The sequence below is a fragment of the Calderihabitans maritimus genome, from assembly GCF_002207765.1.
In the GTDB taxonomy this organism is placed as follows: domain Bacteria; phylum Bacillota; class KKC1; order Calderihabitantales; family Calderihabitantaceae; genus Calderihabitans; species Calderihabitans maritimus.
Window position 1 is genome coordinate 39,803 of the sequence record NZ_BDGJ01000168.1, and the last position, 20,485, is coordinate 60,287.

The 20,485-nt window shown below is 44.9% G+C and carries 20 protein-coding genes and 1 tRNA gene; 20 read left to right on the forward strand and 1 reads right to left on the reverse strand.

The features are described from left to right. Positions 1-151: 151 nt before the first annotated feature. The 11 genes from KKC1_RS12415 to KKC1_RS12465 all read left to right on the forward strand — a co-directional run bounded on the left by KKC1_RS12415 (position 152) and on the right by KKC1_RS12465 (position 10,743). On the forward strand, positions 152-1,339 hold the full coding sequence (locus tag KKC1_RS12415; RefSeq protein WP_088554755.1) for a M24 family metallopeptidase: 1,188 nt from the start codon (positions 152-154) through the stop codon (positions 1,337-1,339). 79 nt (positions 1,340-1,418) lie between these two features. Beyond that, complete coding sequence (locus KKC1_RS16875) at positions 1,419-1,796, forward strand: PGRP and LysM peptidoglycan-binding domain-containing protein (protein WP_088554756.1); 378 nt, start codon at positions 1,419-1,421, stop codon at positions 1,794-1,796. A 135-nt stretch (positions 1,797-1,931) separates the two neighbouring features. Continuing rightward, the gene (gene selA, locus KKC1_RS12425; protein ID WP_088554757.1) at positions 1,932-3,332 is read left to right on the forward strand and encodes an L-seryl-tRNA(Sec) selenium transferase; all 1,401 of its coding nucleotides are present in this window, start codon (positions 1,932-1,934) and stop codon (positions 3,330-3,332) included. 35 nt (positions 3,333-3,367) lie between these two features. Further along, positions 3,368-5,290 carry a selenocysteine-specific translation elongation factor gene (gene selB, locus KKC1_RS12430; protein ID WP_088554917.1) on the forward strand — a complete coding sequence of 641 codons (1,923 nt, stop codon included), beginning with the start codon at positions 3,368-3,370 and terminating at the stop codon, positions 5,288-5,290. Between the two features lie 224 nt (positions 5,291-5,514). Continuing rightward, positions 5,515-6,753: an ABC transporter substrate-binding protein gene (locus tag KKC1_RS12435; RefSeq protein ID WP_088554758.1), complete on the forward strand. Its 1,239-nt coding sequence runs from the start codon at positions 5,515-5,517 to the stop codon at positions 6,751-6,753. 86 nt (positions 6,754-6,839) lie between these two features. Further along, the gene (locus tag KKC1_RS12440) at positions 6,840-7,724 is read left to right on the forward strand and encodes a branched-chain amino acid ABC transporter permease (RefSeq protein ID WP_088554759.1); all 885 of its coding nucleotides are present in this window, start codon (positions 6,840-6,842) and stop codon (positions 7,722-7,724) included. A gap of 12 nt (positions 7,725-7,736) precedes the next feature. Next, positions 7,737-8,717 (forward strand): branched-chain amino acid ABC transporter permease, encoded by a 981-nt coding sequence (locus tag KKC1_RS12445; protein ID WP_088554760.1) that lies wholly within the window; start codon positions 7,737-7,739, stop codon positions 8,715-8,717. Then, complete coding sequence (locus KKC1_RS12450; protein WP_088554761.1) at positions 8,674-9,459, forward strand: ABC transporter ATP-binding protein; 786 nt, start codon at positions 8,674-8,676, stop codon at positions 9,457-9,459. The genes KKC1_RS12445 and KKC1_RS12450 overlap by 44 nt, the downstream gene beginning before the upstream one ends. Beyond that, complete coding sequence (locus KKC1_RS12455; protein ID WP_088554762.1) at positions 9,452-10,156, forward strand: ABC transporter ATP-binding protein; 705 nt, start codon at positions 9,452-9,454, stop codon at positions 10,154-10,156. Before KKC1_RS12450 ends, KKC1_RS12455 begins: the two co-directional genes overlap by 8 nt. 108 nt (positions 10,157-10,264) lie before the next feature. Continuing rightward, entirely contained in the window at positions 10,265-10,552 is a 288-nt protein-coding gene (locus KKC1_RS12460; protein ID WP_088554763.1) for a hypothetical protein, read from the forward strand. 94 nt (positions 10,553-10,646) lie between these two features. Beyond that, positions 10,647-10,743: transfer RNA gene (locus tag KKC1_RS12465), tRNA-Sec, on the forward strand. An 889-nt stretch (positions 10,744-11,632) separates the two neighbouring features. Here the strand turns inward: KKC1_RS12465 and KKC1_RS12470 are convergent. Then, positions 11,633-11,947, reverse strand: a complete 315-nt coding sequence (locus tag KKC1_RS12470) for a DUF6951 family protein (protein WP_088554764.1) — start codon at positions 11,945-11,947, stop codon at positions 11,633-11,635. A gap of 194 nt (positions 11,948-12,141) precedes the next feature. Between KKC1_RS12470 and KKC1_RS12475 the strand changes: the two genes are divergently transcribed. From KKC1_RS12475 to KKC1_RS12515, 9 genes are all read left to right on the forward strand, one after another. Further along, positions 12,142-12,861 carry an ATP-binding protein gene (locus KKC1_RS12475; RefSeq protein ID WP_088554765.1) on the forward strand — a complete coding sequence of 240 codons (720 nt, stop codon included), beginning with the start codon at positions 12,142-12,144 and terminating at the stop codon, positions 12,859-12,861. A gap of 155 nt (positions 12,862-13,016) precedes the next feature. Further along, positions 13,017-14,279: a hypothetical protein gene (locus KKC1_RS12480; RefSeq protein WP_088554766.1), complete on the forward strand. Its 1,263-nt coding sequence runs from the start codon at positions 13,017-13,019 to the stop codon at positions 14,277-14,279. Between the two features lie 75 nt (positions 14,280-14,354). After that, positions 14,355-14,849, forward strand: a complete 495-nt coding sequence (ilvN, locus tag KKC1_RS12485; protein WP_088554767.1) for an acetolactate synthase small subunit — start codon at positions 14,355-14,357, stop codon at positions 14,847-14,849. 134 nt (positions 14,850-14,983) lie between these two features. Beyond that, a complete protein-coding gene (locus tag KKC1_RS12490) occupies positions 14,984-15,235 on the forward strand; it encodes a putative Se/S carrier protein (RefSeq protein ID WP_088554768.1) in 252 nt (83 codons plus the stop codon). 136 nt (positions 15,236-15,371) lie between these two features. Then, entirely contained in the window at positions 15,372-15,590 is a 219-nt protein-coding gene (locus tag KKC1_RS12495; RefSeq protein ID WP_192868235.1) for a DUF1858 domain-containing protein, read from the forward strand. A gap of 189 nt (positions 15,591-15,779) precedes the next feature. Beyond that, positions 15,780-16,706: a cysteine synthase A gene (cysK, locus tag KKC1_RS12500; protein ID WP_088554769.1), complete on the forward strand. Its 927-nt coding sequence runs from the start codon at positions 15,780-15,782 to the stop codon at positions 16,704-16,706. A gap of 13 nt (positions 16,707-16,719) precedes the next feature. Then, positions 16,720-18,690 (forward strand): anaerobic carbon-monoxide dehydrogenase catalytic subunit, encoded by a 1,971-nt coding sequence (cooS, locus tag KKC1_RS12505; RefSeq protein WP_088554770.1) that lies wholly within the window; start codon positions 16,720-16,722, stop codon positions 18,688-18,690. A gap of 14 nt (positions 18,691-18,704) precedes the next feature. Continuing rightward, positions 18,705-19,709, forward strand: coding sequence for an ABC transporter substrate-binding protein (locus KKC1_RS12510; RefSeq protein WP_192868236.1), 1,005 nt, complete (start codon positions 18,705-18,707; stop codon positions 19,707-19,709). Next, a complete protein-coding gene (locus KKC1_RS12515; RefSeq protein WP_088554771.1) occupies positions 19,709-20,476 on the forward strand; it encodes an ABC transporter permease in 768 nt (255 codons plus the stop codon). The genes KKC1_RS12510 and KKC1_RS12515 overlap by 1 nt, the downstream gene beginning before the upstream one ends. Positions 20,477-20,485: the final 9 nt, after the last annotated feature.

Sequence of the window (20,485 nt, forward strand, 5' to 3'; positions counted from 1 at the left end):
ATTTTAAAGAAAAAAGGAAAGAGAAAAGAAAATGAATTTTAAAAAGGGAAATGGTTCTTCTAAATTTAAAATAACCTTTAAGAAGGTTATTTTTTTATGATTGGTGAACAAAACTGCTTCCAGTAAGCTGCAGACAGAAGGAGGATTGATTATGGAACATACACCGGCCGAGGAATGTTATCGGCGTATAGAAAAGCTTCAACATGCCTTGCAAGAACAGAACTTGGATGGTGCTTTAATATTGTACAGAGCAGACCTATTTTATTTCACGGGAACGGCACAACAGGCTTATCTTTATGTACCGGTTACTGGAGAATCCCTGCTAATGGTCAAGAAAGATTTTGAGAGAGCACAAAAAGAATCTCCTCTTCGTCATGTGGTTTATTTGCCCAGTCAGAGAAAAGTGATCGAGATAATGAAAAGTTTTGGTTGTTATCAACCCAAGGCACATATAGGAATGGAGCTTGATGTTTTGCCTGTTCGCCATTTCCGGTGGTATCAGGAACATTTTCCTGAGTGGCAAATTGTTGATATTGGTTCAACTATCCGGGAGATACGTATGATTAAATCGCCTTACGAAATTGACTTATTAAAGCAATCGGCTCGATTACAGGAGAAGGTGTTCAGCAATATTGCACAGGAGTTGAAACCTGGAATTTCGGAATTGGAACTGGCGGCAAGAATTGAGTTCTTTGCGAGGCGGTCAGGTCATCAGGGGGGCGTACGACTTAGGGGTTTTGATCAGGAACTCTTTTACGGAAACCTTATGTCTGGGAAAAGCGGAGCCGTAAAAAGCTATTTTGACGGACCTACCGGTGGACCGGGGCCTTCTCCCGCCTATCCTTTAGGTGCGGGTTGGAAAATTGTAGAAGAAAATGAACCTATATTTATTGACTATGTTGGACTCTATAATGGGTACATAGTCGATATGACCAGAATCTTTGTTATCGGTTCCTTACCGGAAAAACTGGTTAAAGCTCACCAAGTCGCCTTGGAAATTCAAGAGGCTTTGGTAGAGGCTGCTCGTCCAGGGGCAGTATGCCAGGACCTGTATCAAATGGCTCTGGATATGGCGGAAAGTTCAGGTTTTGGAGCCCACTTTATGGGTTATGGAGAAAAAGTGTCTTTTGTTGGACATGGGGTAGGACTTGAACTGGACGAGTTACCGGTCATAGCCAGAAAGTTTCCTGTTTCTCTTCAGGAGGGCATGGTTATTGCTTTGGAACCCAAGTTTATCTTTCCCGAATACGGAACGGTAGGTATAGAAAATACTTTTGTGGTACGAAAGAACGGATTGGAAAAGTTGACTCAGTTTGAGGAACAGATTATTCAATTATAACGTGAACAAGTTGTTAACCCTTTCCTACTCCCAATCATAGAATAGGTTAGGAAAACTTTGGAGTAGGGGAGGCTTTTACATGCAGTATGTAGTACAGCCAGGGGATACTTTGTCGAGTATTGCTCGTCGGTTTAATATTAGCTTGGCTCTCCTAATAGCTGCTAACCCTCAAATTAGTGACCCGGATTTAATATTTCCTGGACAAATAATTAATATCCCTATCGGTGCTCCTGGAGTCGATTTCTTTCCAACGTTAAGGCGAACCTCTCGTGGTCCGGCGGTCAGAGTGCTTCAACTATTGCTGACCAGAGCAGGATTTGATCCAGGCCCTATTGACGGTATATTTGGTCCCCGGACAGAAGCAGCAGTCAAAGCGTTTCAGAGACAAAAAGGACTTCCCGTTACCGGCGTAGTAGATACTAATACCTGGATTGCTTTAATCAGGGATGCTGTTTGATTATCCAGAGCCCAAAGAGGCTCTTTTTTTTTAAACACTACCTTAGGGCCGATGTTTTACAAAAAAAATGATTTAAGGTAGAATACATTAGAAAAAAGACATAAATAATATCCACCCTGGGAAAGGTGGGCGATTATGGACGGTCAAAAACAAAAGTCGTTGCAGAGAATTCCTGCGGTTGAACAAGTGCTTCAAAACGAAAGAATTAAAAATTTACTGGAGGATTATCCTCGTACTTTGGTAGTAGAAAGTGTGCGGGAAGTTTTGGATGTATATCGGCAGAATTTGATTGCCGGTATGAAAGCCGAGGAAACCTTAACAATTGACGAAGTTGTGTTGCGAACGGAGAAACTAGTAATTAAAAAAAGCCAGAGCAATTTGCGGCCGGCTATCAACGCTACAGGCGTAATTGTGCATACTAACCTAGGCAGGTCTGTATTAAGCCCCAAAGCTCAGGAGGCAGTGAGGAGAATCGCTTCTACTTATTGTAACCTTGAGATAGATTTGGAAAAAGGGTCGCGGGGTTCCCGGTACGAACATGTTGAAGACTTATTGACTCGTTTAACCGGGGCGGAAGCGGCCCTGGTTGTTAACAACAATGCGGCCGCCGTATTATTAGCGCTCAACACCCTGGCCAACGGTCGAGAAGCTATAGTCTCAAGAGGCCAACTGGTAGAAATAGGTGGCTCGTTTCGCATTCCGGAAGTTATGAAACAGAGCGGCGTGAAATTAGTAGAAGTAGGAACGACTAATAAGACTTATATACAGGACTACGAGCAGGCCATTACAGAGAACACGGCTCTTCTTTTGAAAGTACATACCAGTAATTACAGGATTGTAGGTTTTTCTCATGAAACTACTGCGTCAGAATTAGTGGAACTGGGGAAAAAATATAACATTCCAGTTTTAGAGGATTTGGGAAGCGGTTTTCTGATAGATCTACAGCAATATGGTATTAAGGACGAACCGCGGGTTCAAGACAGTGTTGCGGCAGGGGTAGATGTGGTAACCTTTAGCGGGGACAAGTTGTTGGGCGGACCCCAGGCAGGGATTATCGTAGGGAAAAAGGACTATGTAGCAGCCATGAAGAAAAATCCGCTGACCAGAGCTCTAAGAATTGACAAACTTACCTTGGCGGCGCTGGAAGCCACTTTAAGAGAGTATTTGGATGAGACAAAGGCAATAGAAAACATTCCAACGTTAAGAATGCTAACCATGCCGGAGGAATTAATTGCCGTTCGGGCTCGAAAGCTGGCGGGAGAGTTGAAAAAAGAAATAGGCGATAAAGCAGCGGTATTCCTAACCGATGGTTTTTCCCAGGCAGGAGGAGGAGCCCTTCCCACGACTGAGCTGAAGACAAAATTGGTTTCGGTGAAGCCTAAATTCCTTTCGGCGGAGAAAGTAGCAGCTTGTTTGCGGACAGGAGATCCAGCGGTACTGGTCAGAATAAAGGACGATTGTATAGTTCTGGATTTGAGAACGGTTTTCGAAGACGAGATAAGCTTGTTGGTGGAACGGCTCAAATCATGTCTGTGATTTCAGATGTTTTACAACTCAAAGGGGGAATCTTGGTGGACTACATCATTGTGGGTACTGCCGGCCACATAGATCACGGCAAAACAGTGCTTGTCAAAGCGTTGACCGGAGTGGATACGGACCGATTGAAAGAAGAAAAAGAAAGAGGTATCTCCATTGAGTTAGGTTTTGCTCCTTTGGTTCTTTCTAACGGCCTTAAACTAGGGCTGGTAGATGTGCCCGGGCATGAGCGTTTTATAAAACAAATGTTGGCGGGAGTAGGCGGTATTGACTTGGTCTTGCTGGTCGTTGCTGCCGACGAGGGAGTTATGCCTCAGACCCAGGAACATTTGGATATTATTGATTTGCTTCAGATAAAGCGGGGGATTATTGTTATTACTAAAAAGGACCTGGTAGATGATGAGTGGCTGGAGCTCGTTCAAGAAGAGGTAAGAGAAACGGTCAGGGGGACGGTGTTAGAACATTCGCCGATGGTAGCGGTATCAGCCTTGACAGGAGAAGGTATTTCAGAGCTCCGCAGACTGCTGGAGGAGTTGGCTGAAACTACTCCTCCTAAATCTTCAGAGGGGTATGTCCGATTGCCTATTGACCGGGTGTTTTCCGTTACCGGTTTTGGCACGGTGGTAACCGGAACCCTTTGGAGCGGAAGCATCCGCACGGGAGATGAATTAGAGATTTTGCCCCATGGCTTGCGGTCGAGAGTTAGAAACCTACAAATTCATGGAGAAACAGTTTCTTCTGCACTGGCCGGCCAGCGGGTAGCGGTCAACCTGGCCGGACTAGAGGTGCATCAGGTTGAGCGGGGAGATGTTTTAGCAACGCCGGGCGTATGGCAACCTTCCTATCGTATGGACGTTAAGTTACATTTGTTAAACAGAATGGAGAAGCCTTTGCAACACCGGGCGAGGGTGCGTGTGCACCTTGGTACCAGCGAAATATTAGGGAGGGTTGTGCTGCTGGATCGCGATGAATTGTTGCCTGGTGAGACGGCTTATGCTCAGATGGTCATGGAAAAGCCGGTAGTGGCAGCAAAAAATGACCGGTTTGTGATCCGCAATTACTCACCCATGTATACCTTAGGCGGAGGCACTGTGGTGGAACCGGTGGCTGCAAAACACAAAAGATTTCGTCCAGAGATCATAAAAGCTTTGGACACTAAATTGACTGGGACTCCTGCCGAATTAGTCCTGCAGGCTGTTAAGTCCCATTCGGTTCCCTTGATAGAACTGCAGGAGGTTGCTAAAAAAGTAGGAATGTTAAAGGATGAAGTACTTAAGGCTGCTAACAAGTTAAAAGACAAAAATTTAATACAAATAATTTCTGGGGAGACGGAAACTTTTTTAGTGGACGCTCAACAATTAAAGATTTGGGAGAAGGATGCTCTGGAGCTTTTGGAGGATTATCATAGCCGTTTTTCTTTGCGGGAAGGTATTCCGAAAGAAGAATTGCGTTCTCGCCAGTTTGCCCTACTGTCCGCAAAAGCCTTCAATCTTTTATTACAGCATTGGGCGCAGCAGGGAATAATCCGGATCAAGGGCAATTTTGTAGCTAAATCTGATTTTCAATGTATTCCTGATCCGAAACAAAGACGAATATTAAATCAGATTGAACAAATTTTCAAAGAGAATTTATTTCAACCTCCCAGTTTGGCGCATATACAAGATAGAATAGGAATTACTGGTGAACAACTGGAAGAGCTACTGCGCTATTTATTGCGTACCGACAAGCTAGTCAAAGTAAGTGAAGATCTCTTTTTTCATGCCGATGCTGTAAAAGTAGCTCAAGAAAAGATTGGCAATTATCTTTCAAAGCATGAACAGATTTCCCTGGGAGAAGCCAGGGATTTGCTCGAAAGTTCCCGTAAATTTGTACTTCCTCTGCTAGAGTATTTTGACCAAGTGAGATTTACCCGGAGAGTAGGGGATATAAGGGTTTTATATAGTAAAAACCAAGGGTGAGTTTTTTAGAATGCATAGTTGTCAGGAATTGACAGAAGAAGGGCTGCAGTATATAATATAGTAAGCTTGTACTGTAAGCATGGGGTGAATATGAAGAAGGATTCGAGCCGGACTTACCGAAATAAGAGTAGCAGTTTAGGTAGGCCAATTGGGGGTGGGAGCAGGGACAAAGAAGGTTAGAGCCATTGTTTCCGAAAACCAGACTGCTTAAGGAGGTCTATAACATGAAGTTTGGAAAAAAGCTAAGTCTGCTTTTGGTTATATTGTTAATTGCCGGTCTAGTTGTTGGGTGTACTACCCCTTCCGGTGAAAGCGGAGAGAAGAAAGAGGGAACGTCTGAAAGCGGAGAACCAGCTAAAGAAACCGGAGAAGCGGCTAAAGTTGAAGAGATCAAGATAGGGGTTAATTATGAACTCTCCGGCGACGTAGCAACCTTCGGCAAGCAAACAGTCAATGGGATATTGCTGGCTTTTGAAGAAATTAATGCCGCAGGAGGCGTTCTCGACGGCGCTACTATTAAACCGATTGTTTTGGATAACAAATCCGATGCTGCCGAATCGACCAGTGTTGCCACTAAATTAATCACCCAGGAGAAAGTGGTTGTTCACTTGGGTGCAGCTACCACTGGTGACACTTTGGCAGCGGTACCAGTAGCTACTCAATACAAAGTTCCTCTTGTGACCACTTCTGCTACTAATCCGAAAGTTACGGTGGATGATAACGGCAATACTAGGGAATATATTTTCCGTACTTGCTTCATCGATCCGCCGCAAGGGATTGTCGGGGCTAAATTTGCATACGATGACTTGGGAGCACGGAAGGCAGCAATTCTTTATGATACCACTAATGACTATAGCAAAGGATTGGCTCAAGTCTTTGCAGAGGAATTCGAGAAACTGGGTGGAGAAGTTGTTGCTGAGGAAGGATTTGTCAAAGAAGACCAGGATTTCCGGGCTGTCTTGACGAACTTCAAGAATGCTGGAGCCGACATTATTTACGTCCCGGCTTACTATGAAAAAGTGGGCAAAATTATCAGCCAAGGTCGGGAGTTGGGAATCGATGCTCCTTTCCTCGGCGCTGACGGATGGGATAGCCCGGTATTGGTAGAAATTGCTGGCGCAGATGCGCTTAACAACACTTTCTTCACCAACCATTACAGCCCTCAAGACCCCAGCGAAAAAGTACAAAAATTTGTCAAGGCTTACGAGGAGAAGTATGGAGAAACACCGAGTTCTTTCGCCGCTCTTGGTTATGATGCCGCCTATCTGATTGCCGATGCTATCGAGCGCGCCGGTGCAGCAGACCCCGAAAAGATTAAAGACGCTTTAGCAGCTACCAAGGATTTTGATGCTGTTACTGGTAAGCTAACTTTTGATGAGCAGCACAACCCCGTAAAAGAGATTGCGATAATCGAGATGGTAGACGGTAAGCAACAGCTCAGGACTAAGAAAATGCCTGAATAATTTTGGAAAATACCCGGGTCGAATGGAGGGGGTCTTATACCCCCTCCTTTCCCTTTGTATCTCAAGACTGGATGGGAGTGACATAATTGGCAGAATTTTTACAACAAGTACTCAACGGAGTTTCGCTTGGAAGCATATATGCCTTGATAGCCCTGGGATACACTATGGTCTACGGTATTATCCAATTGATTAACTTTGCTCACGGAGAAATACTCATGGTGGGGACCTATATAGGTTTTTTTTCGATCACTGTTTTGGGGCTTGATTTATTCAGTTCGCTAATCTTATCCATGGCTGGAGCTGCTGTTTTAGGCATGTTGATTGAACGGATAGCTTATAAACCATTAAGGAACTCCACGCGCTTAGCAGCATTAATTACGGCAATAGGAATGTCGCTGTTTTTACAAAATACGGGTTTGTTAGTGTTAGGGGCTGAATACCGTTCATTTCCGCAGGTTATTCCAAATATACAATACAGGTTTTTTAACGGGCAGGTGGTTATAACCAGCCGTCAGATCTTAATTTTTGCTGTAACCGTTGTCATGATGGTTATGCTCCAGTATATCGTAAAGCGAACTAAAATGGGCAAAGCAATGCGAGCAGTTTCACTCGATAAGGATGCGGCTCGACTGATGGGAATTAATGTAGATACCACCATTTCCTTCACTTTTGCCCTTGGGTCCGCCTTAGCTGCGGTAGCAGGGATATTGTTGGGCATTTACTATAACACCATCCATCCTCTGATGGGGTTGGTTCCGGGTCTAAAAGCTTTTGTAGCGGCAGTTTTGGGAGGAATTGGCGTTATCCCCGGGGCCATGGCCGGAGGGTTTTTGCTGGGCATAATTGAAGCGTTGGTAAGTGGCTATTGGAGTTCCATGTTTAGGGACGCAGTGGCGTACGGGATACTAATTCTGATCCTTCTGGTGAAGCCCTCGGGGCTTCTGGGCAAAGACGCAGGAGAGAAAGTGTAGGTGGGAAACTTTATGAAAAAGGCAGGAAGAGTGGCGAAGGAGACAGTTCTGATCGTAGTTGCGTTGGTGGCAGTATATTTTTTGGTATCCGTAGCCATCAGTAAGAATTTGATTAACCCGTTTCAGCAGGTTAATTTGTTTTTGATGGGTATCAATATAATCATGGCTACCAGTCTAAACTTGATTGTTGGCTTTACGGGGCAACTGGCCTTGGGGCATGCCGGTTTTATGGCAATCGGCGCCTACATCTCCGCGGTTCTAACTATGAAGTTCGGACAGCCGTTCCTGTTGGCCACCGTGGTTGGGGCAATTGCGGCTGCGATTATGGGTGTGCTGATTGGAATACCTACATTGAGGCTGCGGGGAGATTATTTGGCCATCGCTACGTTAGGTATGGGAGAAATTATAAAGGTTATTCTCTTGAACATCGAATACGTAGGGGGAGCAGCTGGTTTGATCGGCATTCCCCAACTGACCAACTGGAACTGGCTATTCCTTTATACGGTTTTAACGGTGGTAATTTTACGTAATTTTATTAATTCTACGCACGGGCGAGCTTGTTTAGCGGTAAGGGAGGACGAAATTGCTGCGGAAACTATGGGCATCAACACCACCAAGTATAAAGTTATGGCATTTTCCATTGGCGCTTTTTTTGCAGGGGTAGCCGGCTCTTTATACGCCCATTATTTCTTCTTGATTCAACCGAATACCTTTTCTTTTCTGAAATCCTTTGACGCTCTGGTTATGGTAGTTCTAGGTGGGCTGGGAAGCCTGACGGGTTCAATTATAGCTGCCGTAGTAATTACAGGTATTAATGCCTTACTACAGGATCTAGCCGCCCTTCGCATGGTTATATATTCTGTTATTCTGCTGGTAGTGATGATTTACCGTCCACAGGGACTAATGGGAACAAAGGAATTAAGCTTTGATTTATTCCGCAAGAACAGGAGTGAAAGTCGTGGAACCGGTACTCAAAGTGGAACAACTGTCTAAGGTCTTTGGCGGACTAACGGCTGTATCTAGATGTCAGATAGAACTATACCCAGGGGAACTGGTAGGACTGATTGGGCCTAACGGGGCAGGTAAAACCACCATTTTTAATCTTCTTACCGGCGTATACCCTCCTACCGAAGGAAATATATATTTTGCCGGCAAAAACATAACCGGAAGCAAACCGTACCAGATTACCGCCATGGGTATGGCCCGTACTTTCCAAAATATTCGTCTTTTTGCCGACCTAACGGTGTTAGATAATGTCAAGATTGCTTGCCACTGGCACGGTCAATATGGATTGTTAAGTACTATTTTGCGCCTGCCGGGTTTTAATGCCGGAGAAAAGATTATGACCGAAAAAGCGGAAGAACTTTTAAAAATATTTCGATTAGATCATAAAAAAAATGAACTTGCGAAGAACTTGCCCTACGGAGAACAAAGACGGTTAGAAATTGCCAGGGCTTTAGCTGCTCGTCCTCGCTTGTTACTACTTGATGAACCTGCGGCAGGCATGAACCCTCAGGAAACCAGAGAATTGATGAATTTGATTCGCTGGGTAAGGAATGAGTTTGATTTAACTATACTGCTCATAGAACATGATATGTCTTTAGTAATGGGTATATGTGAACGCATCTATGTGTTGGACTACGGAAAAGTTATAGCTCATGGAACCCCGGAAGAGATACAGAACGATCCCAAGGTTATAGAAGCTTACCTGGGAGAGGAGGTCAAGCGTGCTTAGGGTTGAAAATATCGATGTAAAGTATGGCGCAATCCATGCACTGAAAGGGGTTTCCCTAGAGGTAAAAGCAGGTGAAATTGTTACCTTAATAGGAGCTAATGGAGCAGGTAAGAGCACTACCTTGCGAACGATTTCCGGGTTGTTGAGGCCTCAAAACGGCAATATTTTCTTCATGGATAAAGATATAACTGGAATGCCTGCCCAGCATATAGTTAAACAAGGTATTTCCCATGTGCCGGAAGGCCGACGGGTATTTGCCAACCTCACTGTGATGGAGAATTTGGAATTAGGCGCTTATCTAGAGAAGGACAGGAAAAAAATTAAGGAAAGTTTTGAACGAGTTTTTACTAGATTTCCCCGCCTATATGAAAGAAAAAACCAGTTAGCGGGAACGCTGAGCGGCGGAGAGCAGCAGATGTTAGCTATCGGGAGGGCATTAATGTCCAAGCCTAAATTGCTTCTATTGGACGAGCCTTCTATGGGACTGGCACCTATTTTAGTTCAGGAAATATTTGAGATTATTAATGAAATCAACAAGGCAGGGACTACAATTCTGTTAGTTGAGCAAAATGCCCATATGGCCTTGTCAATTGCGCATAAGGGATATGTGTTGGAAACAGGCAGAATCGTACTGCAAGGTTCCGCTAAAGAACTGGCCGAGAGCGAAGACGTTAAGAAGGCGTATTTGGGCGGTTAAATAAGATATGTTTACCGGTTGGGTTGGCTGGCTGGGAAAAGAGTATAGAGGTTTTGCTTCAGGAGAGAATAAGAAGGAGAAGAAAACAATCCGAAGGAGGCTTTATCAATGGGGATAAGACTAAACCAGATTCAGCAGTACGTTGAGGCCAACAAACCGGTGTTAGTACAAGGATGCTTTGGGAACGATATGGAGAGTGCATGGCGCATTACGGTACAAAATACTAAACAAGATGGGATGAAACATATCTTATTATCATCTTTTGACAGCAGTTTGATTTTGCAGGAGGAAGAAATAGCCAATATAGTCCCGGGCGACCAGTATAATTCGTTAATGGTGAGACTTGATAACGGGCAGGAGATCTATATCAGCCCTCAAAACCCTATCGGTCGATGATGAAGACTTTTGGGCAATGCAAGTAGAACTTCGTTCCAAAGGTTAACTTTTGCAAACAGTTATGACTCGTGTTAAAATAGATAGTGCCGGTTGTGGGGGTGGATTGGGCCTGGTGGCCTGCCTGGACTTCAAATCCAGTGGGAGGCGGTGATCCCGTCTTCGGTGGGTTCGATTCCCACACACTCCCGCCAAAAAGATATTAAACTGGTTTGTATATTACTTAACCCATAAAGTGGCCAGATTGGCCACTTTATGCTTGTAAAAGATACTAGTAATCTTTTAAATCATTAGGGACGACGTTGAACTGACCCTTTTAAAGTAGGTTGCACACGGGAAATTATATTCCCGTTGACCTTTGGGTTAAGGGGATTGTTTTTGGGTGGCCATTTTTTATTTAAGGTGTAGGCAGTGGAAGTATTTTTTAAGCAAAGTAATAACTCATGTCTCAAAAATAAGATACAGACAGTTTCAAAAAAATTATTGAAAAAATTGTTGACAAATGTTTGCAATTTACGATTTAATAGTAATATATAAATATTGCTATGTCTGATACCCGGAATGGCGCAGTAACTTCTTACACTGCGTAAGGTATAATAATAGGTTGGGCCCTGGGAATTAAAAATGTTACATGTTCTATCGGTAATTTAAATCCGCCTTTCGATGATGCAAAGCTTGAGAAGGAGGTTATAATTGTGAATATGAGTAAACGCTACCAATGTACAGTCTGCAACCATTTTTTTCAGGTGTCGTACAGTGCGGGTAATAACAGGAAGCGGATGCCCTGCCCCCAGTGTGGCGGTAAGGCCCAGAGGAGATATCAGCAGCCAACCGCTTGGAGGCAGCGAATAGTTAGTTCCGGATGGGGAAGAGGGGGGCCTCAAGGACGGTCCAAATACTAAGCGGCATAGATATCCTCTGCTACCGGGAGATTAAATCTACAGAATTAACCTGAACCAGAAACCTATCAGCTTTCTGGTTATTTGGAATCAATAAGCCGGTGATTAACTCACCGGCTTTTAATTAGGCTACCTTGCTACCATAGCATAATTTTAGCAGGCTAAAATTTACAAGAAATTTTTTTTATTTTTGGCTGAAGATTATTTCCGCGTTTTTGGGAACGGCTAAGCCCGCAGCTACTTCCGTAGCTTTAATAATAGCCGCCGGGACCGGACAGCCGGGGTGTTTCAAGTGTCTTCCTGCCAGGATGAATACGGGGTTATCGAGAATTTTTGTAAAAGCAATTTTGAAAGTTTCCCCCTGCGTCAGTTCTGCGGCCAGTTTCTGCACGCTGGGACACTGGGTTTCAATGTGAAAGTTCGCTTCTTTTTTTCCGGCCTGGACTTCAATAACCGTGGAGAAACCGCAGGCACCGGCGTGTACCTGAACTTTAGTCATTTAGTGTTCCCTCCTAAGACTAGATAATTTCGTATTTACTGTTTCTGTGTTTCGTTGTCACTTCCTCTCTTTATAGGAAAGAAATTTAATTACGGAGTGAAAAACTTAACAGTAGCTATGTGAAGCAGGTCACAGTTTATAATTATATTTCAGATTACAATTAAATTAAATCAAATTTTAGGGAGGAGATAGCTATGGCAATTAGAAACATTGTCAAGATAGATGAAGATAAATGTAACGGCTGCGGTCTCTGTGTACCGGCATGTGCGGAGGGCGCTATCCAAATTGTTGATGGGAAAGCGCGATTAATTGCTGACCGTTACTGCGATGGTTTGGGGGCATGTTTGGGGCACTGTCCCAACGACGCTATAACCATTATAAAGAGAGAAGCAGAGGAGTTTGATGAAGAAGCAGTTAAAGAACACCTGGCAAGCAGGAAACAGTCTTCCCACATGATCGGCAGTTGTCCGGGAAGTAGAGTAATGTCTTTAGAAAAGACAAAGCGCCTGGAACGGGAAGCTGAATCCGGTGATCTAAAAATCAGCATTCGTTCCCAGCTTACCCAATGGCCTGTGCAGTTGATGCTGGTTCCGGCCAATGCTTCTTTCTTGCAAAATGCAGATCTGCTTTTGACTGCCGACTGCGTTCCTTTTGCCTATGCTAATTACCACTTGGACTTGTTAAAAGGAAAAAAAGTCTTGGTCGGCTGTCCGAAGTTGGACGACTTACAATATTATGTGGGTAAATTGACGGATATCTTCCGGTTGAATGATTTGCGGAGTATAACCGTAGCTTATATGGAGGTTCCCTGCTGTTCCGGCTTAGTAAGGGCCGTCAGGGAAGCCATGAAAAATGCCGGAAAATCGATACCAATCGATTTGGTTCAAATAGGCATAGACGGTCAAAAGCAATAGCTAATTCGACAATCCCGGGAACTTTCAACTCCCGGGGTTTTTTTATTATTGTAACTTGAAAAAATCTCCTTCTCATACAAGAAGCAACAATTTTCTTCCAGAAATTGTCTTATAATTAAGTATAGTATGGCCGTGTCCAAAGGAGGGGTATTTCATTGAAAGATAATCGATATGTTGAAATAGCGGGAAATCTTTGTTCTCTGACCGACCTATTGAAACAAAAATTATATTATAGCTGCGGCGAAGGCTTAACCAATTTGGTTGAATGGGTCCATTCGAAGATGCTTCGTGACTATTTGCCGGAAAAGGTTGAAGAAACCGTGCTGACCTGTTTGCAGAACAATCCCTGTTTTAAGCAAGGGGAGGATAACCTATGGTATCTTAACAAAGAAGGAAATAAGGATAATGACTGGGTGTACAAGCTGCTCCAAAAAGCAAAAAAACCCTTGAGTATAGAGGAATTGGCAGGGAAGGGTGCCAGAGGAGGAAAGGGAAAAAAACAGTTAATTAAAAATATGAAGTTGAGCTCCGACGGAAGATTCATTCAATTGGAAAATGGGAAGTGGGTCCTGGCTGATTGGCGCTTACTTAAGGAGATAAGAGATAAAGATGTAGATAAAATCTACGAGTTAATCCAGCAATGTAAATGTCCAGTTTCTTTGAGAGAAGTGGCGCAACAGCTATTTAATTTAAACTTAGAAGAAACCAATATGTGGGAAAAGCTGGAGAACAATGAACGTTTTATTTGGATAGATGAGGATCGGTGGTTCTTAAAGGAACTGCTGTTACCAGAGAAAAATAATAAAACTCCGTACCTGAAACACTTGAAAGAAATGAGAATCTTACCTGATATCGCCTTACAACAGGAAAAGTGGGAGAAAGAGCGGGCGGCGCTTACAAGAGAAGTGAATGAGCTAAAAGCTTCGTTGGAGGAGGCTCACAAGGCCCGTGAAGAAGCTGCTGCCACTTTAGCTCAGCAGATAGCCATGGGCAACCACCTGAAACTGCTACAGAGACAGAAAGAAAAACTGGAAGCCAAAGCAGCATCCATTTTACGCCAATGTCGCCTGTGGGTTGACAGAGCAAGACGGTTGGAGGAGGAAAAAGCAGGTTATGAGGAAACGATAAATGGACTGCAGCAAGAGATCAATAAGTTATATCAGAAAATGGAGCGATTGCGACAGGAAGCAGAGGACCGTCAAACTCGCCTACAGGCGGAGCTGAATGATATCAGTGGAGAGCTGGCCAAGGTTTTACGCAGTAATCATCAACTGGAACTGGCTTTGGATGCGGCGCAAGAAACCAAGAAGAAGTTGGAGGAAACTGTTCATAAACTAAAATCAAAAACACGCCATCCTTTGGTACGGTGGACTCTGTACATACTTACCTGGTGGGAGCGTTTATGGGGGATAAAATAGTTATTTTCTTAATTGACAATACCCCTCAGGAAAAATATAATACACTTAAACTAGCGGAGCTTGAGGGGGTTTACTATGAAGCATACTTTGGCATTACTGGTGGTCAACCGGCCCACGGTACTTTCTCATATCTCCGGCCTGATAAGCAGGAGGTTTTACAACATTGAGAGTATTGCTGCCGGCCCTACCGAAGATCCTAAAGTAACTAGGATTACGTTGGTGGTTGAGTGTGAGGAGCATGAGATAGATCAAGTTATTATGCAAATATCTAAACTGGTAGATGTAATTAAAGTAACCAACCTTACCTCGGTAAAATCGATTACCCGTGAGCTTGCTTTAATCAAGGTTAAGGCGGTTCCGGAGAAGCGAACTGATATTGTGGATATTGTTAATATTTTCCGTGCCAAGATTGTAGATGTAAATCGGGAGACTATGGTTATTGAACTGACTGGGGAAACGGACAAGATTGATGCCCTTTTGGACGTGTTGCAGGAACATGGAATTGTTGAGATTGTCCGAACAGGAAAGATTGCTCTGTCTCGAGGGCCGGAATCGGCTAAAGAATTATAGTTTAGTTGCTTTGTTCGAGAAATAATACGGTGAAAAGTCTGGCTAAAAGACCAGACTTTTTCATTGCGTTTGGTTAATCAAGTTGCAAAAACATTTTATGTTTGAAGCTAATCAAGAGTGATAGGAGAGATTCGATGGACAGGAACTTGTTAAATTTAAAGGAGTTTTGGGTGATTACTTTTTCTTCCACGCATGATGCTCTGCACGCGGATAAGGTTCTCCGGCAGCAGAATCTTCCTTATCTGCTGATACCGACGCCCCGGGAAATTTCCAGAGGCTGTGGAATTTCGGTCAAGCTTTCCGGTGCGGACCTAAAACAAGTTCTAAGAATTTTAGAGGACCATAAAGTACAATTTCGTGAAGTTCACTGTATCAAACGAAATTAAGTTACAAATCATAATAGAAGCAAAAAGAACATAGAAATAACCCTTTGGGTAGCGTCACTGTTTGCTACTTGTTTCCCTTTACAGACGGGACAGGGACGGTTATAATGGAAACTAACAGGTTATTGGGGGTGATAATTTGCAGATTACTAAGGACATGAGTATCACGGAAGTGGTTTCCAAGTATCCGCAGACGGCTCGTGTTTTTATGGAGCACGGCATGGGTTGTCTTGGTTGTGCTGCGGCTCAGTTTGAAAGCATTGCCCAGGGAGCGGCGGTCCATGGTATTGACGTGGATGCTCTCGTAGCCGACCTCAACAAAATGGTTGAAAAAATTGAGAAGTCGGCAGAAAGTTAAGGTAAAAAAAGCAAACTGTTGACAAAGCGGGTAACCCTGATGGCAGGGATACCCGCTTTTTTATGTTTTTAAAACCAATCAATTTAATAGGATATAAACCTATTGACAGCTTTCAAGTATTGGACTAAAATACACTTAACATAATTTTGAGTAAACCGATAGGATTTCATAAGCTTAGGGGGTAGGAAAATGAAACGAATTCATGAAAACATAACCGAACTTATTGGCAATACGCCGATGCTGCGTCTCAACAAAGTCAATGACACGGAAGCCGAAATAATTGCCAAGCTGGAGGCCTTTAACCCCGGAGGAAGCGTAAAAGACCGTATAGCCTTAAGTATGATCGAAGCTGCGGAAAAGGAAGGAAAAATTAACAAAAATACGGTGATAATTGAACCTACCAGCGGAAATACAGGTATTGGTCTGGCTCTGGTTGCAGCAGCTAAAGGCTATCGCCTAATATTGACCATGCCTGAAACTATGAGTTTGGAGAGAAGAAATCTCCTAAAAGCTTTTGGGGCGGAACTGGTCCTGACCCCGGGAGCGGAAGGAATGAAAGGGGCCATTCGCAAGGCGGAAGAACTGGCCCGGGAATATTCGAATTCTTTTATTCCTCAACAGTTTGAAAACCCGGCCAACCCGGAAATTCACCGTAAAACTACCGCGGAAGAAATCTGGCGGGATACCGGAGGTAAGGTGGACATAGTGGTTGCCGGTGTGGGAACTGGCGGAACGATAACCGGTGTGGGGGAGGTTTTAAAACAGTATAAGCCGGATGTCTATATAGTAGCGGTGGAACCGGCAGATTCACCGGTTCTTTCGGGAGGACTGCCGGGTCCCCATAAGATTCAGGGAATAGGGGCCGGCTTCATACCGGAGATCCTTAACATCGAAGTGTTAGATGAAATCGTACAGGTAACTGACGAACAGGCCATGGAAGCAGCCCGCCGTCTAGCCAGGGAAGAAGGAGTACTGGCAGGTATTTCTTCGGGAGCGGCTCTCCATGCTGCTTTAACAGTGGCCAGAAGACCGGAAAATAAAGGGAAACGAGTGGTGGTAGTCCTTCCCGACACAGGAGAACGTTATCTTTCCACCAGCCTGTTTAAGGGAATCTAAAGGGGGAAATGGCATGAAGTATTTATACCCGTTATTGAACGCGGAAATGCCCGGACGGGAAGATGTACTAGAACTCACTCCCAACCGGGCGTCGAAGGAAATGCTGGAACATTTGGCAGAGCAAGGAGTGGAAACTTTTCTGGATAGATTTGAAGCCCAACAGCCCCAGTGTGGTTTCGGGCTAAGAGGTCTTTGCTGTCGCATGTGTCAATGGGGGCCCTGCCGGATCAGCGAAAAGGCACCCCGGGGTATTTGTGGCCGGGATCTAAATTTGGTTGTTATGAGCAATATAGTCAGGGCGCTGGTGGCAGGGTTAGCAGCTCACGGCAGGCATGCGCATGAAGTAATCCTGACCATCATTGAGGCTGCCGAGGGAAGGGCCAATTTTAAGTTAAAAGGGGAGCAGAGGGTCTGGGAACTGGCTGAAAAGTTTCAGTTGGATACGCAAGGCAAAGACCTTTCCGCCGTGGCCAAAGAAGTCGCCTTCTGCCTTTTGGAAGATTTGGGAAGGATGACGGCTGGGCCTATGTATATGCTGGAGGCATATGCGCCTCAGGAACGCAAGCAAATCTGGAAGCGCCTGGGAGTGTTACCCCGCTCAGCCAGCTATGAAGTTATGGAAACACTACATATGACTACGCTGGGAGGATGTTCCGACTGGACCGCCCTGGCGGAACAAGAACTGCGGTCGGCTTTGGCGTACTGCTACAGCACCCTCTTCGGTTCATCAATGGCCACGGAAATTTTGTTCGGTATTCCCAAACCTAAAATAACCCAGGTCAACTACGGCGTGCTTAAAGAAGATCATGTCAACATTTTGGTCCATGGTCATTCTCCCGTTATGGTGGAGAAGATTCTGGAAAAGATTAACTCGCCGGAAATCCAAGAACTGGCCCGCACAGTAGGGGCTAAAGGGATAGTAGTGGGCGGAATGTGTTGTACCGGGGATGAACTACTGGCCCGTTACGGTATACCTACGGTTACCAACATTATGGGACAGGAGCTGGCTCTCGGTACGGGGGCAGTAGATGCCGTAGTGGTGGATATGCAGTGTGTTATCCCGGGTTTGAAGATTGTAGCCGATTGTTTTGGTACGGAAGTCATTACTACTTGTAATTCCAACCGGATTCCTGGAGCAACTCATATTCCTTTTGATGCGGAAAATCCGGCCAATCTGGATGAAGATGCTTTAAAGGTGGCTCGTATTGCTGTAGAGAGTTTTGCCAAACGGGACCGTTCCAAAATACGGATTCCCCAAGTAACCACTAAAGCTATGGCCGGCTGGAGCTACGAGGCTATAAAAGATGTTTTCGGTGGCACGGGCGAAATACTGCGCCTGTTACGGGAAGGTACCATAAAGGGAATAGTTACCGTAGTAGGATGCAATACACCCAAGGTTCCTTATGAATACAATCATGTAACTATTGTACGGAAACTTATCGAAAGCGGTATACTGGTTACCACTACTGGGTGCTGCTCCCATGCTCTGCTAAACGCGGGATTATGTGCTCCGGAAGCTGCCGAATATGCTTCCTCCTCGTTAAAGGAGTTATGTCAACAACTGGGTATTCCTCCGGTACTGGCAGTCGGTGGATGTGTAGATAATACCAGGACTCTGCGCTTGTTTATAGATCTGGCGGAAGAGGCAGGAGTCTCCCTAGCGGATATGCCGTTTATGTTTGTCGGTCCTGAACCGGGAAACGAGAAAACAGTCGGGCAAGGAGTAAGTTTCCTGGCTCATGGTGTAAGTAACCTAGTTGGTTTTCCGGCTCCTATTCCGGTGCCGGTTCCTAAGTTGAAAGAGAATGCCGAAACCCATGATGATTTAGACCCCGGAATCAACGATATAGTCGACTTTTTCGGAGGAGAAGGCTTGTATGAAAAAGTGGGGGCCAAGGTATTTACCGAGCCATATCCCAAGCTGGCGGCACAAACCATTCGCATGCACATACGGCGGAAACGACTGGCTTTAGGATGGAAATAGGAGGGGTGGATAAAATGAAAAGTAGGAAACTTGCTTTAACGGTGCTGATCATGATTATAGTATTGATTACCGCTGCCTGTAGCGGTTCGCAGGAGGAGGGAACCACTAAATCGGCAGAGGGTAAGCCTATTATCAAAGTGGGATATTTGCCTATAACCCATTCTCTTCCCCTGGTAGTAGCCCATAAGCTGGACGGTAACCAGTACAAAAATTTCGAGCTGGAACTGGTGAAATTCAGTTCCTGGCCTGAGTTAACGGAAGCCTTAAATTCCGGACAGATTCAGGCAGGTATCACCATGTTTGAATTAGCTATGGTGAGCAAACAAAGGGGTATCCCCAATGAAATTGTGTTATTAAGTCACCGGAACGGGGACGTACTGGTTGTAAATAAAGAAATTAATGATATCCGGGAGCTCAAAGGTAAGTTGGTGGCCATACCTCACCGCCTTTCAGGACATAACATTCTTCTGTATAAGGCGCTACGGGAAAATGGAATTGATTACGACGAGGTAGAAAAAGTAGAAATGGCACCACCGGATATGCCTGCCGCGCTGGCGCGAGGAGAAATTGCCGGTTACATTGTAGCCGAACCCTTTGGCGCCCAGTCGGTAGTGAGCGGGACGGGGAAGGTACTTCTCCGGGCGCAAGACATATGGCCTAACTGGATTTGCTGTGGTTTGGTAATAAACCCCCGATATATGCCGGAGGATCCGGAAATATTGCAAGAACTGGTGGACAGTTTAGTCAGGGCAGGAAAGTTTATTGAACAACAACAAGGAGAGGCTATTAATATAGCTCTCGAGTACATGCAGATTAAGGCCGAGCTATGGGAGCAATCCCTGGAGTGGATTTCTTATGACGATTTATTACCCACAAGGGGTGAATTTGTAGACTTGCAGAAATACCTGCTTGAGCTTCCCTGGAACGGTAAGCCCAGAACACTTCTTTCCCGCGAAGTTAATTTGGAGGAACTGGTTAATCCCCAGTACGCAGTACAGGCATATGAGAAGGTGAAATGATGCGCGGGCGGGATAAATTGTGGCTGCCTCTTGTTACGTTTACTGTTGTTCTAACCGTATGGTATTTGCTGGCTTTGTCGGGCCGGTGGCCGCCTGCCCTTTTCCCTTCTCCTACCCAGGTGGTTTCCGGTATTTGGGAGATGGCCAACAGCGGGGTTTTGTGGGAGCATATTGGAGTCAGTCTTCTACGTTTTGTGGCTGGATACTTGGCTGCTGCCTTAATCGGCATACCACTGGGACTTGTCTGCGGCTGGTATAGCCGGCTATGGTTGGCTTTAGATCCGTTGGTACAGGTTTTGCGGCCTATATCTCCAATTGCCTGGATGCCTTTGTTTGCTATATGGTTCGGCATTGGAGATTTGCCGGCTATAGTGATCATTTTTATTGCCGCCTTTTATCCTATTTTGCTCTCTACCGTAGCTGCAGTCAGAAATATAGATCCTATTTACTTAAAAGTGGCGCAGAACTTTGGGGCTAAAGAGAGAGACATCCTTTGGAAAGTGGTTATACCGGCGGCTTTCCCTTATATTACCGTCGGGCTCCACATAGCCATGGGTGCGGCATGGGTTTTTTTGGTAGCCGGAGAAATGCTGGGGGTCCGGTCGGGTTTGGGATTCCTTATCGTTGATGCACGTAACAGCATTCGAACCGAACTGGTGATAGCCGGTATGCTTATTATTGGATTGCTGGGACTGGCAATTGACCGTTTAATCAGTCGGGTGGAGAAACAGGTTAAAAAACAGTGGGGATTTGTCCCTGGTAATTGAGAGGGATGA

Bases quoted from the DNA above. Each gene is read 5' to 3' on its own strand.
- KKC1_RS16875 (WP_088554756.1), top strand. From the start codon at position 1,419: ATGCAGTATGTAGTACAGCCAGGGGATACTTTGTCGAGTATTGCTCGT.
- cysK (WP_088554769.1), top strand. From the start codon at position 15,780: ATGAAACGAATTCATGAAAACATAACCGAACTTATTGGCAATACGCCG.
- KKC1_RS12460 (WP_088554763.1), top strand. From the start codon at position 10,265: ATGGGGATAAGACTAAACCAGATTCAGCAGTACGTTGAGGCCAACAAA.
- KKC1_RS12470 (WP_088554764.1), bottom strand. From the start codon at position 11,947: ATGACTAAAGTTCAGGTACACGCCGGTGCCTGCGGTTTCTCCACGGTT.
- KKC1_RS12415 (WP_088554755.1), top strand. From the start codon at position 152: ATGGAACATACACCGGCCGAGGAATGTTATCGGCGTATAGAAAAGCTT.
- KKC1_RS12510 (WP_192868236.1), top strand. From the start codon at position 18,705: ATGAAAAGTAGGAAACTTGCTTTAACGGTGCTGATCATGATTATAGTA.
- KKC1_RS12445 (WP_088554760.1), top strand. From the start codon at position 7,737: ATGAAAAAGGCAGGAAGAGTGGCGAAGGAGACAGTTCTGATCGTAGTT.
- KKC1_RS12515 (WP_088554771.1), top strand. From the start codon at position 19,709: ATGCGCGGGCGGGATAAATTGTGGCTGCCTCTTGTTACGTTTACTGTT.
- KKC1_RS12490 (WP_088554768.1), top strand. From the start codon at position 14,984: ATGGACAGGAACTTGTTAAATTTAAAGGAGTTTTGGGTGATTACTTTT.
- KKC1_RS12475 (WP_088554765.1), top strand. From the start codon at position 12,142: ATGGCAATTAGAAACATTGTCAAGATAGATGAAGATAAATGTAACGGC.
- selA (WP_088554757.1), top strand. From the start codon at position 1,932: ATGGACGGTCAAAAACAAAAGTCGTTGCAGAGAATTCCTGCGGTTGAA.
- ilvN (WP_088554767.1), top strand. From the start codon at position 14,355: ATGAAGCATACTTTGGCATTACTGGTGGTCAACCGGCCCACGGTACTT.
- cooS (WP_088554770.1), top strand. From the start codon at position 16,720: ATGAAGTATTTATACCCGTTATTGAACGCGGAAATGCCCGGACGGGAA.
- KKC1_RS12435 (WP_088554758.1), top strand. From the start codon at position 5,515: ATGAAGTTTGGAAAAAAGCTAAGTCTGCTTTTGGTTATATTGTTAATT.